This window comes from Uniformispora flossi, assembly GCF_049534875.1.
Taxonomy (GTDB): domain Bacteria; phylum Actinomycetota; class Actinomycetes; order Streptomycetales; family Streptomycetaceae; genus Yinghuangia; species Yinghuangia aomiensis.
Window position 1 is genome coordinate 270,948 of the sequence record NZ_JBMULZ010000002.1, and the last position, 15,624, is coordinate 286,571.

Here is a 15,624-nt window from a genome sequence, read left to right on the forward strand (position 1 = left end):
GGGGTGCTGTCGACCGTACTCGTCGCCAATCGGGGTGAGATCGCGCTGCGGGTGGTGCGGGCGTGCCGGGAGGCCGGGATCCGCAGTGTCGCGGTGTATTCGACCGCGGACCGGGACTCGGCGGCCGTGCGGCTGGCCGATCAGGCGGTGCACATCGGGCCGCCGCCCCCGAAGGCGAGCTACCTCAACATTCCGGCGATCGTCGAGGCGGCCCGGGCGACCGGCGCGGACGCGATCCACCCGGGGTACGGGTTCCTCTCCGAGGACCCGGACTTCGCGGAGGTGTGCGCGGCGCACGGCATCGTGTTCATCGGCCCGCCGCCGCAGGTCATGCAGCGGCTCGGCGACAAAGCCGAGGCGCGGGCGGCGATGGCCGAGGCCGGGCTGCCGGTGCTGCCGGGCAGTTCGGGTGCGCTGTCGTCCGCGGCGGAGGCCGCCGCGGTGGCCGAGCTGGTCGGCTATCCGGTGATCCTCAAAGCGGTCGCGGGCGGCGGCGGGCGCGGCATGGCCGTGGTGCGCGACCCCGACCGGCTGGTGTGGGCCTACAACGAGACCCGGGCGCATGCGCGGGCCGTGTTCGGCGACGAACGCCTGTATCTGGAGCGGTACGTCGACGACGCCCGGCACGTCGAAGTGCAAGTGCTGTGCGACACCCACGGCACCGCGCTGCACCTGGGCGTCCGGGACTGCTCGGTGCAGCGGCGCCACCAGAAGCTCATCGAGGAGGCGCCCGCGCCCGGGCTGCCGCACGAGGTGCGCGACGCGATGTGCGAGGCGGCCGTCCGCGGCGCCCGCGCGGTCGGCTACGTCGGCGCCGGCACGTTCGAGTTCGTGGTCTCCCCCGCCTGGGAGTTCCACCTGATGGAGATCAACTGCCGGCTCCAGGTCGAGCACCCGGTGACCGAGATGGTGACCGGGGTCGACCTGGTGCGCGAGCAGCTGCGCATCGCGGCGGGCGAGCCGCTCGGGCTGAGCCAGGACGACATCGTGGTGCGCGGCGTCGCGGTGGAGTGCCGGGTGAACGCCGAGGACCCGGACCGCGAGTTCGCGCCGACGCCCGGCACCCTCGACGAGTTCGTGCCGCCGGGCGGGCCGTTCGTGCGGATCGACACGCACGCCTTCCCGGGCTGGACGGTCGGCCCGCACTACGACTCGCTGCTCGCCAAGGCCGTCGTCTGGGCGCCGGACCGCGCCGAGGCGCTGGCCCGCGCGGACCGGACGCTCGCCGAGTTCCGCATCGGCGGACGCGGCATGCGCACCACCGCCGGATTCCTCCGCCGCACGCTCGCCCACCCGGACTTCCGGGCCGGTGCGCACACCACCGGGCTGGTCGACGCGATGACCGCGGAAGCGGCCGAACGGCGGCCCGACACGCCGGTGGTTTCCGCAGAACCCGTTTGAGACGCGCGGTACGTGCAATGCGCACGGGGCGTGCCGACGGCACGCCCCGTGTCCCTTCCTGCCGTCCGTACCCGCTGTGTCACCTGTTTCGACTCTCGACGAAGAGGCTTTGCGATGTTCCCCTTTCGTGTCCGCACCACCGGAATCCTGTTTGCCGGGGCCGCGTTGGCCGGTTCCGGCGTGCTCGCCGCGCCGTCCGCCCAGGCGGTCTCCGGAGTCCGTTACGTCACCCCGGGGCAGTCGGTGCAGGCCGCGGTCGACGCGGCCGGTTCCGGCGGCACCGTGGTCCTCGCCCCGGGCACGTATCCGGGCGACGTGTCGATCACCCGGTCGGGTGTCCGGCTGATCGGGCCCCGTACCGGGCGTGCGGAGATCGTCCCGGGCACCAATGCGTCCTGCGGCGGCTACGGCATCTGCGTGTTCGGCAGCTCCGGCAACCTGCTCACGAACGTGCGGATCGACGGCGTGACCGTCACCGGGTTCGCCAAGACCGGCGTCATGGGGCGCTACACCGACGGCTTCACGGTCACGGGTGTGCGGTCGCGCGGCAACGGCGAGCACGGCATCGGCGAAGAGTTCTCGGTGCGCGGCGTGTTCACCGGGAACACCGCGCAGGACAACGCGCAGTCGGGCCTGTTCGTCGGCGACGCGACCGCGGCGAAGGGCACGAAGGTTGCCGGGAACAGCGCCAGCGGGAACCGTATCGGCGTGCACATCCGGCGCGGCCGGGACCTCGGCGTCACCGCGAACACGCTGACCGGGAACTGCGCGGGCGTCTTCGTGGTCGGCGACAGCAGCAGCCCGGTCGCCGGCGACCTCGACATCACCGGCAACCGCATCGTGGAGAACAACCGCTACTGCCCGCCGAACCCGCGCATCGCCTACATCCAGGGCTCCGGAATCGTGCTGACCGGGGCGCAGCAGGTGCGGATCACCGGCAACACGATCACCGGCAACCAGGGTGCGTCGCCGATGTCGGGCGGCATCGTGATGGCGCCGAGCATCAGCGGGGCGCCGACGTCGTTCCAGACGGTGGTCGGCAACACCGTGCGCAACAACGCGCCGGCCGACCTCGCGGAGCGGGACCCGCGCGGCTCGGGCAACCGGTACCTGGGGAACTCGTGCGCGCGGTCGGAGCCGGCCGTCACCTGCTGACGAATCGTCCGCATCCTGGACGGCCCGGTCACCCGAATCCCTGTTGTATCTATGTTGTGCGCATGACATCCGGCTCAGCCTCTCCGCCGTCCCCCTCGTCACCACGTGTGAAGCAGCCGCCCGCGGCCGAGCGCGTGTACCAGCACGTCAAGGACGGCGTGCTGGAACGCCGTTACGAGGGCGGCTCGCTGCTCACCGAGGGCGAGCTGGCCGAGGCCGTCGGCGTGTCCCGCACGCCGGTGCGGGAAGGGCTGCTGCGGCTGGAGGCCGAGGGGCTGATCCGGCTGTACCCGAAGAAGGGCGCGCTGGTGCTGCCGGTCTCCGCGCAGGAGATCGCCGACGTCGCGGAGACCCGGCAGCTCGTCGAGGCGCACGCGGCGCGCAAGGCGGTGCCCGCGTCGCCGCAGCTGATCGCCCGGTTGGCGGAACTGCTGGAGCAGCAGCACCGCCAGGTCGCGGACGGCGACTTCGGCGCGGCCTCGGTGACCGACCGGTGCTTCCACGCGACGATCGTGCGCAGCGGCGGCAACGAGATCCTCGCCAAGCTGTACGACCAGCTCCGCGACCGGCAGCTCCGTATGGGCGTCGCGGTCATGTACGCGGGCCCGGAGCGGGTCGCGAAGTCGCTGGCGGAGCACGCCGAGATCCTGGACGCGCTGCGCGACGGGGACGCGGAGCGGGCCGTCTCGGCGATCCGCAGGCACGTCGAATGGGCCGCGGATCTCGCGCGCGGCGAGGTGCGCTGACCATGAGCGCTTCGCTTCCGAAGCCGGGCACTCCCCTGCCCGCATCCGCCCTTCCCGTGGATCCGCCCGGTGGGCGCCGGGCGATCGCGGTGTGGTCGGTGGGCGTGTCGGTGTACTTCGTCGCGGTCATCTTCCGCACGTCGCTGGGCGTGGCCGGGCTGGATGCCGCCGAGCGCTACGACATCGGCTCGTCCGCGCTGTCCACGTTCTCGATCCTGCAGCTGCTGGTGTACGCGGGCATGCAGATACCCGTCGGCCTGCTGGTCGACCGGTTCGGCACCAAGCGGGTGCTGAGCATGGGCGCGGTCCTGTTCACCGCGGGCCAGCTGGGCTTCGCCTTCGCGCCCTCGTTCGGTACGGCGCTCGCCTCGCGGGCGCTGCTGGGCTGCGGCGACGCGATGACGTTCATCAGCGTGCTGCGCCTGGGCACGCGCTGGTTCCCGCCGCGCAAGGGCGCGGTCATCGCCCAGTTGGCGGGCCTGCTCGGGCAGGCCGGGAACCTGGTGTCGACGCTGGTCCTGTCGCAGCTGCTGCACGGACTCGGCTGGACGAAGGCGTTCGCGGGCAGTGCGGCGGCCGGTGTGGTCGTCCTGGTGCTGGTGCAGCTGTTCCTGAAGGACCACCCGGAAGGGCAGGCCCCGGCGCCCGCGCGGCATCCCGGCGGCGCTTACGTGCGCAGGCAGATCGCCGAGTCGTGGCGCGAACCGGGCACCCGGCTCGGACTGTGGACGCACTTCACGACCCAGTTCCCCGCAATGATGTTCCTGCTGCTGTGGGGCATGCCGTTCCTCGTCGAGGCGCAGGGCCTGTCGCGGGGCACGGCGAGCTGGCTGCTGACCCTCGTCGTCGGGGCCAGCCTCCTGTTCGGTCTGGTGTTCGGGCAAGTCATCGGCCGCAACCCGGCGTTCCGGCTGCGGCTGGCCCTCGGCACGGTCGGGGGCGTCCTCGTGGTGTGGACCGCGACGCTGGCGTGGCCGGCCGACCACGCGCCGATGTGGCTGCTGGTAACGCTGTGCGCGATGCTCGGCGCGTGCGGCCCGGCCTCGCTGATCGGCTTGGACTTCTCGCGGCCGGTGAACCCGCCGGAACGGCAGGGCACCGCGTCGGGAATCGTCAACATGGGCGGGTTCGTCGCGTCGATGCTCACGCTGCTGCTGGTGGGAGTGCTGCTCGACGCGACGGGCGACAACTACCGGGCGGCGTTCTCCGTGGTGTACGTCTTGGCCGCGGTGGGGCTGTCGCAGATTCTGCGGCTGCGCAAGAAGGCCCTGCTGCGCGAACGCGAGCAGGCGCGGACCGCGATGGCGGCGGTCGTGACCTCGTCGAGTGCCGCGGTGCCCGGCCCCCGACACGGCGACCAGGCCGCAGACGGGCCGGTCACCACCGCCCGGTAGGCCGTTCGGCATTCTCGTGACCTGCGGGGGCGTGCGCTGCGGCGCACGCCCCCGCTTCGCCGTTGCTACACCTCGTACCCCAGGAGCGACATCATCCCAGTTTCCGCGTGGTAGACGTTGTGGCAGTGGATCATCCACAGGCCCGGGTTGTCCGCGTCGAAGTCGGCGAACAGGGTCTGGCCGGGGAGGATCGCCGCGGTGTCCTTGCGGGCGCCGCCCATGCCCGGGTTGGCCATCGCGAAGCTGTGGCCGTGCAGGTGCATGGGGTGCCACATCGCGGTCTTGTTGACGAACTCCAGGCGCACCCGCTCGCCTGCCCGCACCAGGTCGCGGTAGGCGGGGTCGTAGCGGCGGCCGTTGATGCCCCAGTCGTACTTCGCCATGCCGCCGGTGAGTTCGAGGCGCACTGTGCGGTCGATCTCCTTCGCGGGCAGGGCGACGTGCTCGGCGGGGGCGAGGCGGGCGGCGACCAGCGGCTGCCCGTCGAGTTCCGCGGGCCGCACGTCGGGGTCCGGCGCGGTACCGGGGGCGGTGCGGACGAGCGCGCGGGCCAGCGCGTTCTTGCCTTCCGCGGACGCGGTGAAGGGGAAGACGCCGGAGCCGAGGGTCACCAGGACGTCGTACCGCTCCCCCATGCCGAGCAGCAGCGACTTCGCGTCGGCCTGGCGCACCGGGAGACCGTCGGCGTGGGTGACGGTCATGGTGTGGCCGCCGAGCGCGACGCGGAACGCGGTGTCGCCGCCCGCGTTGAGGATCCGGATGCGGACGCGCTGGCCGGGCTTGCCGTGGAACACGTCCGGGTCGGCGGGGACGCGGCCGTTGACGAGGTAGTGCGTGTACGCGACGTCACCGGGGTCGCCGCCGAGCGCTTTGCTCGTCGCGCCCCTGAGCATGCGGGACTCCGCACCGTTGCCATGGCCGCTGCCGCCGCCGGGCATGGCGCCCGTCGAGCCGTGGTCCATGCCGCCCATGCCGCCGCTGAGGCGGGCGAGGACGTCGTCGGGGGTGGTGCCGGTGCCGTCGAGCCAGTCGTCGAGGACGACGGTCCATTCGGCGTCGTAGGACAGCGGTTCGCGGGGATCGTCGACGATCAGCGGCGCGTAGAGGCCGCGGTCCTGCTGGACGCCGGTGTGCGGGTGGATCCAGTACGTGCCGGGGTCCGGCACGGTGAAGCGGTAGCGGAACCGGCCGCCGGGGGCGATCGGGTCCTGGGTGACGCCGGGCACGCCGTCCATGTCGTTGCGCAGCCGCAGGCCGTGCCAGTGGATCGTGGTGGACTGCGGGAGCTGGTTCACCACGGTGGCCTCGAGGACCTCCCCGGCGGTGACGCGGATCGGCCGGCCGGGGAGCGCGCCGCCGTACGTCCACGTCGACACGACGGTGCCGGCGCCGAGGTCGGCGGCCGTCTCGACGGCGGCGAGCGTCACGGACCGCACGGCCCCGCCCCCGCGCGCCTGTTCGGCCGCGAGCACCTCGGGCCCGCTCGGGCTGAGGTAGGCGGCCCCGGTCTGCGCGACGGGATGCACGGCGGAACCGGACGAGGAGCACGCGGCGAGGGCTCCGGTACCGGCCAGGGCGAGGCCGGAGAACATGAAGGTACGGCGGGAAACGGACATGCGGACGCCTTCCTGAGGCGGTACGGCCGCGACCGACCACGGCAACGCGGCACGACGGAACGAGAACCGGCACGACGGACGCGGACAGCGGCCGCCGGGGGCGGGGCTATGTCCGCGGGACGAGCGGCGGGGGTATCAGGAAGGCGCCCGGAAAGAGGGCGGGGGCGGGGCCGCGGCGCCGGGCCGATCCGGCCGCGCCGTCGGCGACGAGGACCGCGCACAGGACCGGCAGCCGCGCGAGGACGCGGGCTGACCGCCGGGGGGCGGCTTCCTGTCGGGCGGCCATGCGCTCCTGTTTCGTCGCGTACCGCCGCGGGACGCCCGCGCCGGCATTACTACGACTCATAATAACTATCGGTGCGGCCCGTCTTCGGGCGGCACGCGCCGCGGATATCGTGTCCGGACCGAGGCCGGGCCGGCCCCGGTCCGGCCGCGGCGCCGCGGTTGCGCAGGCGGCGACGAGCACGGAAAGGGGCGCGGCGTGCGCGAGCTGGGGAGCCTGGAGCGCGAGGCCATGGAGGTGGTCTGGGGCGCCGAGGAACCGGTGGTCGTGCACGACGTGGTGACCGCGCTCAACGCCCGGCGCGCGCAACCCCTCGCCTACACGACCGTCATGACGGTGATGAACAACCTGGTCGCCAAGGAGTGGCTGGCCCGCCACCGGGTCGGCCGGGCGTTCGCCTACCGCGCGGTGCAGGACAAGGACTCCCGCACGGCCCGCGCGATGGCCGAGGCGTTGGCGGAGTCCGCGGACCGCCGCGCCGCGCTGGCCGGCTTCGTCGGCCGACTCGACGCCGCCGACGCGGCGGCGCTGCGGGCGGCGTTGGAGGGCGGGGAGTAGGGGTCGAACGGCCGACCACTACCCCCCGAACACCGGCAGCCCTCGCAGCCGGCCCGTCAGCGGGCTTCGAGCGCCGCGTTGAACCCGTCGCGGAGGTAGTTGTACGCCTGCGCGATCGTGTAGGCGGCGTCCTGGCACGCTTTACGGGTCGTGTCCGCCTTCGGGTCGCTCGCGCACCCGTTCGTCCGGTACGCGCCCGCGGCCTTGGTCACCTTGGCAGCGTTCGCGCGCAGGGTCGTGAACGTCGCCGCGGGCTCGTTCTTGATCCACTCCAGCGACTGCTTCGCGGCGGCTTCGGCTTTGGTCGCGCCGAGCGTGCACTGGTCGGTCCACATGGTCGGACGGTCCGGCCAGCACTTGGCGCCGTGTTGGGAGCCGTAGGTCGTCTCCATGCGGTTGAGCATGTCGTTGGCCTTCGTGTGGATCTCCTCGGCGTCGGCGGCGTACGCACCCTTGGGCTTGTCCCGCCACGCGAGGCGGTCCGGCGGCAGGTCGGGCCACGTCGAGGTCGGTGCGGGCTCGGCGCGGTCGGCCGCTGTCGTGGCGGCGGCGGACGGGGTGGGCGAGCCTGCCGAAGGCGACAGCGACGGTTGAGGGGACACCCCCGGGCCGCCGGCCCCGGACGGCTCCGCCGACGGGCTCGCGGCCGAGCCGCCCGAGCCCCCGGAGCCGCCCGACGTACAGGCCGCGGCGGAGAGTATGGCGGTGGTGCAGACGGCGGCCATGGCCCCGCGTGCCAGCCTGCCGGACGGTGCGAACACGGTCTTCCCCCTGGAATACAGCTGGTGTTCCCGCCCGTTGGCCGGCGGGGGCGGTGACTTTACAGCACCGCCCAACCGGTCGCCTGCAGGCCCCGGGCCGGCCTCACCCCAGGCCCCGCGCCAGCGCCTTCCCCGCAGCCCGCCCCCCGAAGATGCACCCGCCGAGGAACGTCCCCTCCAGCGCGTTGTACCCGTGCACTCCCCCGCCGCCGAAGCCGGCGACCTCGCCCGCCGCGTACAGGCCTTCCAAGACGTTCCCGTCCGGGCGCACCACCTGGGAGTCCAGGTTGGTTTCGAGGCCGCCGAGGGTCTTTCGGGTGAGGATGTTCAGGCGCACAGCGATCAGCGGGCCGTGTTCCGGGTCCAGGAACCGGTGCGGCTTGGCGACGCGGGTGATCTTGTCGGGCAGGTAGGCACGGGCGTTGCGCACGGCCATCAGCTGCAGGTCCTTGCTGTACGGGTTCGCCACCTCGCGGTCGTGGGCGGTGACTTCGCGTTCGACGTCGGCGTAGTCCACCGGCGTGTCCGGGGTCAGCGCGTTCATGCCCTCGACGAGCGAGCGCAGGTCGCGGCGGACCACGAAGTCCTCGCCGTGGTCGAGGAAAGCCTGGACCGGGCCCGGGGCGCCCTTCTTGACGCGGGACAGCGTCAGCTTGATGTCCTTGCCGGTGATGTCGGGGTTCTGCTCCGAGCCCGACAGGGCGAATTCCTTCTCGACGATCGACCGCGTCAGCAGGAACCACGTGTGGTGGTGTCCGGTGCCGCCGATGTGCCGGAGGGTGGCGAGGGTGTCGTGGCCGGGGAAGAGCGGCGCGGGGAGGCGTTTGCCGGTGGCGTCGAGCCAGAGCGACGACGGGCCGGGGATGATCCGGATGGCGTGGCCGGGCCAGACCGGGTCCCAGTTCGTGATGCCTTCGGTGTAGTGCCACATCCGGTCGCGGTTGACCAGCGATGCCCCGGCGCGTTCCGTCACCTCGAGCATCCGGCCGTCGACGTAGGCCGGTACGCCCGTCACCATCGACGCGGGTGCCGGTCCGAGCCGCTCGGCCGGCCAGAACTCCCGGACCAGGTCGTGGTTGCCGCCGATCCCGCCGGACGTCACCACGACGGCCTGGGCGCGCAGCGCGAAGTCGCCGACGGCCTTGCGGGACGACGCGACTCCGCGCGCTCCCGCGTCCGGCGCCAGGACGATGCCGGAGATCCCCACCACCGCACCGTTCTCGACGGTGAGTTCGTCGACCCGGTGGCGGAACTTGAAGGTCACCAGGCCGCGTTCGGCCGCGGCCAGCACCGGTTCGCGGAAGACCCGCACGACCTCGGGGCCGGTGCCCCACGTCAGGTGGAACCGCGGCACCGAGTTCCCGTGCCCGGTGGCGGTGCCGCCGCCGCGTTCGGCCCAGCCGACCGTCGGGGTGAAGCGCAGGCCGAGGCCGTGCAGGTAGGCGCGCTTCTCGCCGGCCGCGAAGTCGACGTACGCCTCCGCCCAGCGGCGCGGCCACAGGTCTTCCCGCGCCCGGTCGAACGCCGCCGAGCCGTGCCAGTCGGCGAGGGCGAGTTCGCGGGAGTCCTTGATGCCGAGGCGGCGCTGTTCGGGGCTGTCCACGAGGAACAGGCCGCCGAGCGACCAGAACGCCTGGCCGCCGAGGTTGGCCTCGTTCTCCTGGTCGACGACCAGCACGCGGCGTCCCGCGCGGGCGAGTTCGTACGTGGCGACCAGGCCGGCCAGGCCCGCTCCCACGACGATGACGTCGGCGTCGTGACTCACGGCAGCTCCTCGGACTCGCGATCGGGGGACGACGGGGTGCTGTAGGCGTTCAGCACCACGAAGAACAGGTTTTCCCGGCGCGCCCGCACCGCCGGATCGCCGGGGTCGAGCAGGATCTGGGCGGACGTCCCGTCGTGCACCGCGACGAGCGCCTGCCCGAGCGCGGTCTCGTCGGGGACGCGCCGCCCGCCGCGGGCGAGCGCGGCGACCACGGCGGGCAGCACCGCGTCGAGGATCGCCTGCTCGCGGGCCGCCATGACGCGGCGCAGCGCCGGGGTGCGCAGCGCGTGGGCGGTGAATTCGGCGGTGATGCGGAACCAGGCGTCGTCGACGGGGATGGCGTGGAAGGCGGCGCGGAGTGCGGCGTCGGGGTCGGCGTCGGCGACTCCGCCGAGTGCCGCGCGGACGTCGTCGAGCATGGCCGCGGAGCGTTCTTCCCACATGGCGAGGAAGAGTTCGTCGAGGGAGGAGAAGTTGGAGTAGAAGGCGCCGCGGGTGAATCCGGCGTGGTCGCAGACTTGTTCGACGGTGGTGCGGCCGAAGCCTTCGGCGGCGAACACGTCGAGGGCGGCGTCGAGGAGCCGTCTGCGGGTTTCGGCCCGCCGCACGGTCACGCGTTTGGCCGCGATCATCGCACGCACCTCCGTTTCGGCCGGAACCGGTCCGTTTCGATACACGAACGTATCCGATACGTTTGTGTATCGACAAGGGTGCGGGCGGGTATCCGCAGCGCCGGGCGAGGGAAGTCCGGCGCGCCCCGCGGCGCGGCTGCTTCCGCGCCAACCAGCCTGGCAGCACAGTGGGTTCATGACTCTCACCCCTCCCCCGCACACGGCGGCGGACCTCATCCCCACGCTCGATCTCGCCGCCTGGGACCGGGGCGGGCCGGACGAGCGGCTGCGCATCGCCGAGGCCGTCGATGCGGGGCTCCGCCACACCGGGTTCTTCCTCGTGAGCGGGCACGGCATCGATCCGGCGGAGCGCGCGGCGATCCGCGCCGCCGCGCGGGAATTCTTCGTGCTGCCGGACGACGCGAAGCACCGGTACGCGGTCCGGGTCGGCGACCGCGGCTGGCTGGGCCCCGGCGCCGAGGCGAACGCGTACGCGGAGGGCGCGGCCTCGCCGCCGGACATGAAGGAGTCGCTGTCGTTCGCCGCCGACAAGCCGACCGGCGATCCGAAGGTCGACGCCGAATGGTTCCTGCCGAACACCTGGCCGGGCGAGGTCCCGGAGCTGCGCCCGCGCGTCGAGGCGTATCTGACGCGGATGCGGGCGCTGTCCGACCGCCTGCTGGCGCTGCTCGGCGACGTGCTGCGCGGCGATCCCGGCTACTTCGCGCGGCATGCGGCGCATCCGACGTGGGGGTTCAACATCAACTGGTACCCGCCGATCACCCGGGTCGGCCCGCCCGCGCCGGGTCAGCTGCGGATCGGCGCGCACACGGATTTCGGGACGGTGACGGTGCTCGACCGCGAACCGGGCAGCGGCGGGCTGCAAGTGTTCACCGAGGAGACGGGCTGGTCGGACGCGCCGTACGATCCGGACGCGTTCACCGTCAACGTCGGCGACCTCATGGCGCGCTGGACGGACGGCCGCTGGAAGGCGGGCCGCCACCGGGTCCTCGCGCCGCCCGCCGAGGTGCCGGACGAAGAGCTGATCTCCCTCGTCTACTTCTACGAATGCGATCCGGGCACCGACGTCCGGGGCGTGGACTCGCACGCCTACCTGCGCGGCCGACTCGACGCGATCCGCGCCGACTCGGCGCCCTGACCTGCGGAATCATCACCATGCGCGATCCCGCGGACCGGGCGGCGGCATAGCCGACGAGGCAACCGCCACCCGCCATTTTCCAGAGTGCCGCAAGCGCCATATTTTTGGGCGAATAACCCGGAATGCGACGTATTCTGTTTGGTACGCGCCCTTTCGCTGACCCGAAGCTCGGGGGTGGGCGCCAGAACTCCGCACATGGGAGTACGCCCAGCGATGACTGCCCCCGTCGAATTCCCCGAATCCGCCGAACAGGCGCAACCGGAATCGGTCCTGTCCGGCGTCCCCGCGACGGCCGTCGAAGGCCGCTCGCTGGGCCGGATCGCCTGGATGCGGTTCAAGCGCGACAAGGTGGCGGTCGCGGGCGGCATCGTCGCCGCCTGCCTGGTCCTCATGGCGGTGCTCGCCAAACCGATCGAGAAGGTCTTCAGCCTCGACCCCAACGCGTTCCACCAGAACCTCATCAACCCGGAGCTGCTGCGCCCGATCGGCCCGCTCGGCGGAATCAGCTGGGCGCATCCGCTCGGGGTGGAGCCGCAGTTCGGCCGGGATCTGCTGGCGCGCATCATCGAGGGGTCGTGGGTGTCCCTCGCGGTCGCGTTCGGCGCGACGTTCCTGTCGATCACCATCGGCGTGGTGCTCGGGGTGGCGGCGGGCTACTACGGCGGCTGGGTGGACTCGTTCATCAGCCGCCTGATGGACATCTTCCTCGCGTTCCCGCTCCTGCTGTTCGCCATCGCGCTGTCCGCCACGCTGCAGGGCGGCGCGTTCGGCTTCCACGGCCTGACGCTGCACATCGGCGTGCTGATCTTCGTCATCGGGTTCTTCTCCTGGCCCTACATGGGCCGGATCATCCGCGGGCAGACGCTGTCGCTGCGGTCCCGGGAGTTCGTCGACGCGGCCCGCAGCATGGGCGCGCGCGGCCCGTACATCCTGTTCCGGGAGCTGCTGCCGAACCTCGTCGCGCCGATCATCGTGTACGCGACGCTGCTGATTCCGACGAACATCCTGTTCGAGGCCGGTCTGAGCTTCCTGGGCGTCGGCATCCAGCCGCCGCAGGCGTCGTGGGGCGGGATGCTCAATCAGGCCGTCACCCTCTACCAGGCCGACCCCGAGTTCATGGTCGTGCCGGGCCTGGCCATCTTCGTCACCGTGCTGGCGTTCAACCTGCTCGGCGACGGACTGCGCGATGCCCTCGACCCGCGGAGCACGTAATGCGCACCGCAGGGCCGGAACTTCCCCGATCCCTTTTTCCGAGGTGAATCCGCCATGTCCAACAGGACGAGACATGTGGCAAACCACGCGGCGCGACGCCGGACGAAGGCCTTCGCCGTCGTTTCCGCGGCCGCCGCGGGCGCGCTCGTGGTGACCTCGTGCGGCTCCTCCGGCGGCGCGAAGAGCACCAGTCCGGCGGCGGGCGCGTCGGGGTCGTCCGTCGCGGCCGCCTACAACGCCGGCAACACCGGCATCGTCAACGAGTCGACGCACGCCGGCGGCACGGTGACCTACCAACTGTCCAGCACACCGGACTCGATGGACCCGGGCAACACCTACTACGCGTTCATGTGGGACTTCTCCCGCCTGTACGCGCGGCCGCTGACCACGTTCACACCCGCCCCGGGCCAGGCCGGCCTCAAGCTGGCCCCGGACCTCGCCACGGGCCTCGGCCAGTCGAGCGACGGCGGCAAGACGTGGACCTACCACATCCGGCCGGGCCTGAGGTTCTCCGACGGCACGCCGATCACCACCGCGGACGTCAAGTACGCGGTCGAACGCAGCAACTTCGCCCCCGACGTGCTGTCGAACGGGCCGACCTACTTCAACAAGTACCTGGTGGACAACGCCACCAAGTACGCGGGCCCGTACCAGGACAAGGCGGGCGGTCTGAACTCCATCGAGACACCTGACCCGACCACGATCGTCTTCCACCTGAACCAGCCGTTCGCGGACTTCGACTACCTGGTGAGCAGCCCGGAGACCGCACCGGTTCCGCAGGCGAAGGACAACGGCGCCGACTACGTGAAGAACGTCGTGTCGTCCGGCGCCTACATGTTCTCCTCGTACCAGGACGGCGTCGGCGCCACCCTGGTGAAGAACCCCAACTGGGACCCGGGCAGCGACGCGCTCCGCAAGCAGTACCCGGACAAGATCAACGTCCAGTTCAACGTCGCGCAGACCACGGTCGACAACAACCTGATCGCCGGCAACGCCACCCTGGACCTCGCCGGTGCGGGCATGGCCGCGGCGACCCAGGCGACCGCGCTGAGCAACCCGGCGCAGAAGGCGCACATCGACGACGCCATCAGCGGCGCGCTCGCCTACGTGGCGATCTCCAGCAATGTCGCCCCGTTCGACAACGTGCACTGCCGCCAGGCGGTCGAGTACGCGATCGACAAGACGTCGGTGCAGACCGCGACCGGCGGCCCGGTCCACGGCGACATCGCCTCGACGGTGCTGCCGCCGACGGTCAGCGGCTACCAGCCGTACAACATGTACCCGACGACCGACAACAAGGGCGCGAACTCCGCGGACGGTCTGGCGAAGGCCAAGGACCAGCTCGCCCAGTGCGGCAAGCCCGGCGGGTTCAGCACCAACATCTCGGCCCGGTCCGACCGGCCGAACGAAATCGCGATGGCGCAGGCCGTGCAGGCCTCGCTCAAGCCGGTGGGCATCAACGTCAACATCCAGCAGTACCCGTCCGGCAAGTACTTCACCGACAACGCGGGAGCCCCGGCGTTCGTCCACCAGAACGACCTCGGCCTCATGATGATGGCCTGGGCCGCCGACTGGCCGACCGGCTACGGCTTCCTGGAGCAGATCCTGGACGGCCAGGCGATCAAGGCCTCCGGGAACAGCAACCTGTCCGAGCTGAACGACCCGAACGTCAACCAGATGCTCGCGGCCGCGATCTCCAACCCCGACGCCGCGGCCCGCACCGCCGCGTGGGGCACCATCGACAAGGCGGCGATGCAGCAGGCCGCGATCGTGCCGCTGCTGTACCGCAAGGACCTGCTGTACCGGCCGGAAGCCGCGACCAACGTGTTCGTGACCCCGGCGTACGGCATGTACGACTACCTGCTCGTCGGCACCAAGTAACGAAACCGCCGATCAGGTCCTGAAGGCCGGGTGAAAGGCCGTGGCCGCATACGTCATACGACGCGTATTCGCGGCGATCCTGCTGCTCGCGGTCGTGAGCGCCATCACGTTCGCGATCTTCTTCCTGGTGCCGCGCCTCGCCGGAGAAGACAGCACGCAGCTCGCCGCGCAATACGTCGGCCGCGACCCCAGCCCGGAGGCGCTCGCCGCGGTCAAGAAGAACCTCGGATTCGACCAGCCGCTCTACACCCAGTACTGGCAGTTCATCCACGGCATCTTCTTCGGCCGCACCTTCCACTACGGGCCCGACGCCTCGCACTGCGACGTGCCGTGCTTCGGCTACTCGTTCAAGACCCATCTCCCGGTATGGCCGCAGATCACCCAGCGCCTCCCGGTCACCATCTCGCTGGCCGTGGGCGCCGCGGTGATCTGGCTCGTCACCGGCGTCGGCATCGGCGTGCTGTCGGCACTACGCCGCGGTTCGCTGTTCGACCGGTTCTCGATGACCATCGCCCTCGCCGGAGTGTCCCTGCCGATCTTCTTCACCGCGCTCGTATCGCTGGCACTGTTCAGCTACAAGTGGGCGATCTTCCCCAACCTGCACTACGTGCCCCTGACCGAAGACCCGGTGGCGTGGGCGAAGAACCTCGTCCTGCCCTGGGTGACCCTTGCCTTCCTCTATTCGGCGCTCTACGCACGGCTGACCCGTGCCGGAATGCTGGAGACGATGGGCGAGGACTACATCCGCACCGCCCGCGCCAAGGGACTGCGCGAACGCCGCGTCGTCGTCCGGCACGGGCTGCGCTCCGCACTCACCCCCATCGTCACGATCTTCGGCCTCGACGTCGGGCTGCTCCTCGGCGGCGCGGTCCTCACCGAAACCGCCTTCTCGCTACCGGGAGTGGGCCAGTACGCCGTGCAGGCGATCAACGAGAACGACCTGCCCAAGATCATGGCGGTCACCACGCTGGCCGCGTTCTTCATCGTCGTGGCGAACCTGCTGGTCGACATCCTCTACGTGGCCCTCGACCCGCGCGTCCGCTACAAGTAGCCGCCCACCCGACCGGAAGACCCGGTGCACC

14 protein-coding genes are annotated in these 15,624 nt (G+C 71.6%); 9 read left to right on the forward strand and 5 right to left on the reverse strand.

Features of this window, described 5'->3' with window-relative positions; genetic code table 11:
- Positions 1-3 precede the first annotated feature (3 nt).
- The 4 genes from ACPA54_RS05520 (at position 4) to ACPA54_RS05535 (ending at position 4,696) form a co-directional block, all read left to right on the forward strand.
- Complete coding sequence (locus ACPA54_RS05520) at positions 4-1,401, forward strand: acetyl-CoA carboxylase biotin carboxylase subunit (protein ID WP_423527346.1); 1,398 nt, start codon at positions 4-6, stop codon at positions 1,399-1,401.
- Between the two features lie 114 nt (positions 1,402-1,515).
- Positions 1,516-2,556: a right-handed parallel beta-helix repeat-containing protein gene (locus tag ACPA54_RS05525; protein ID WP_423527348.1), complete on the forward strand. Its 1,041-nt coding sequence runs from the start codon at positions 1,516-1,518 to the stop codon at positions 2,554-2,556.
- 62 nt (positions 2,557-2,618) lie between these two features.
- Entirely contained in the window at positions 2,619-3,302 is a 684-nt protein-coding gene (locus ACPA54_RS05530) for a GntR family transcriptional regulator (RefSeq protein ID WP_423527350.1), read from the forward strand.
- 2 nt (positions 3,303-3,304) lie between these two features.
- Entirely contained in the window at positions 3,305-4,696 is a 1,392-nt protein-coding gene (locus tag ACPA54_RS05535; RefSeq protein WP_423527352.1) for an MFS transporter, read from the forward strand.
- Between the two features lie 65 nt (positions 4,697-4,761).
- Here the strand turns inward: ACPA54_RS05535 and ACPA54_RS05540 are convergent, their stop codons facing one another.
- Together ACPA54_RS05540 and ACPA54_RS05545 are read right to left on the reverse strand one after the other, a co-directional pair.
- Positions 4,762-6,312, reverse strand: a complete 1,551-nt coding sequence (locus ACPA54_RS05540) for a multicopper oxidase family protein (protein ID WP_423527354.1) — start codon at positions 6,310-6,312, stop codon at positions 4,762-4,764.
- 106 nt (positions 6,313-6,418) lie between these two features.
- Positions 6,419-6,598 carry a hypothetical protein gene (locus ACPA54_RS05545; protein ID WP_423527356.1) on the reverse strand — a complete coding sequence of 60 codons (180 nt, stop codon included), beginning with the start codon at positions 6,596-6,598 and terminating at the stop codon, positions 6,419-6,421.
- A gap of 195 nt (positions 6,599-6,793) precedes the next feature.
- Between ACPA54_RS05545 and ACPA54_RS05550 the strand changes: the two genes are divergently transcribed.
- Positions 6,794-7,153 carry a BlaI/MecI/CopY family transcriptional regulator gene (locus ACPA54_RS05550; protein WP_423527358.1) on the forward strand — a complete coding sequence of 120 codons (360 nt, stop codon included), beginning with the start codon at positions 6,794-6,796 and terminating at the stop codon, positions 7,151-7,153.
- Between the two features lie 56 nt (positions 7,154-7,209).
- On the opposite strand, the gene ACPA54_RS05555 is transcribed toward ACPA54_RS05550, so the two are convergent.
- From ACPA54_RS05555 to ACPA54_RS05565, 3 genes are all read right to left on the reverse strand, one after another.
- Positions 7,210-7,914 (reverse strand): hypothetical protein, encoded by a 705-nt coding sequence (locus tag ACPA54_RS05555; RefSeq protein WP_423527359.1) that lies wholly within the window; start codon positions 7,912-7,914, stop codon positions 7,210-7,212.
- Positions 7,915-8,017: 103 nt separating this feature from the next.
- Entirely contained in the window at positions 8,018-9,679 is a 1,662-nt protein-coding gene (locus ACPA54_RS05560; RefSeq protein ID WP_423527361.1) for an FAD-binding dehydrogenase, read from the reverse strand.
- Positions 9,676-10,311, reverse strand: coding sequence for a TetR/AcrR family transcriptional regulator (locus ACPA54_RS05565; RefSeq protein ID WP_423527363.1), 636 nt, complete (start codon positions 10,309-10,311; stop codon positions 9,676-9,678). The genes ACPA54_RS05560 and ACPA54_RS05565 overlap by 4 nt, the downstream gene beginning before the upstream one ends.
- A 175-nt stretch (positions 10,312-10,486) precedes the next feature.
- Between ACPA54_RS05565 and ACPA54_RS05570 the strand changes: the two genes are divergently transcribed.
- From ACPA54_RS05570 to ACPA54_RS05585, 4 genes are all read left to right on the forward strand, one after another.
- A complete protein-coding gene (locus ACPA54_RS05570) occupies positions 10,487-11,449 on the forward strand; it encodes an isopenicillin N synthase family dioxygenase (RefSeq protein ID WP_423527365.1) in 963 nt (320 codons plus the stop codon).
- 213 nt (positions 11,450-11,662) lie between these two features.
- Complete coding sequence (locus ACPA54_RS05575; RefSeq protein ID WP_423527367.1) at positions 11,663-12,661, forward strand: ABC transporter permease; 999 nt, start codon at positions 11,663-11,665, stop codon at positions 12,659-12,661.
- Positions 12,662-12,736: 75 nt separating this feature from the next.
- Complete coding sequence (locus tag ACPA54_RS05580; RefSeq protein WP_423527369.1) at positions 12,737-14,542, forward strand: ABC transporter substrate-binding protein; 1,806 nt, start codon at positions 12,737-12,739, stop codon at positions 14,540-14,542.
- Between the two features lie 40 nt (positions 14,543-14,582).
- Entirely contained in the window at positions 14,583-15,593 is a 1,011-nt protein-coding gene (locus tag ACPA54_RS05585) for an ABC transporter permease (RefSeq protein WP_423527371.1), read from the forward strand.
- Positions 15,594-15,624 lie beyond the last annotated feature (31 nt).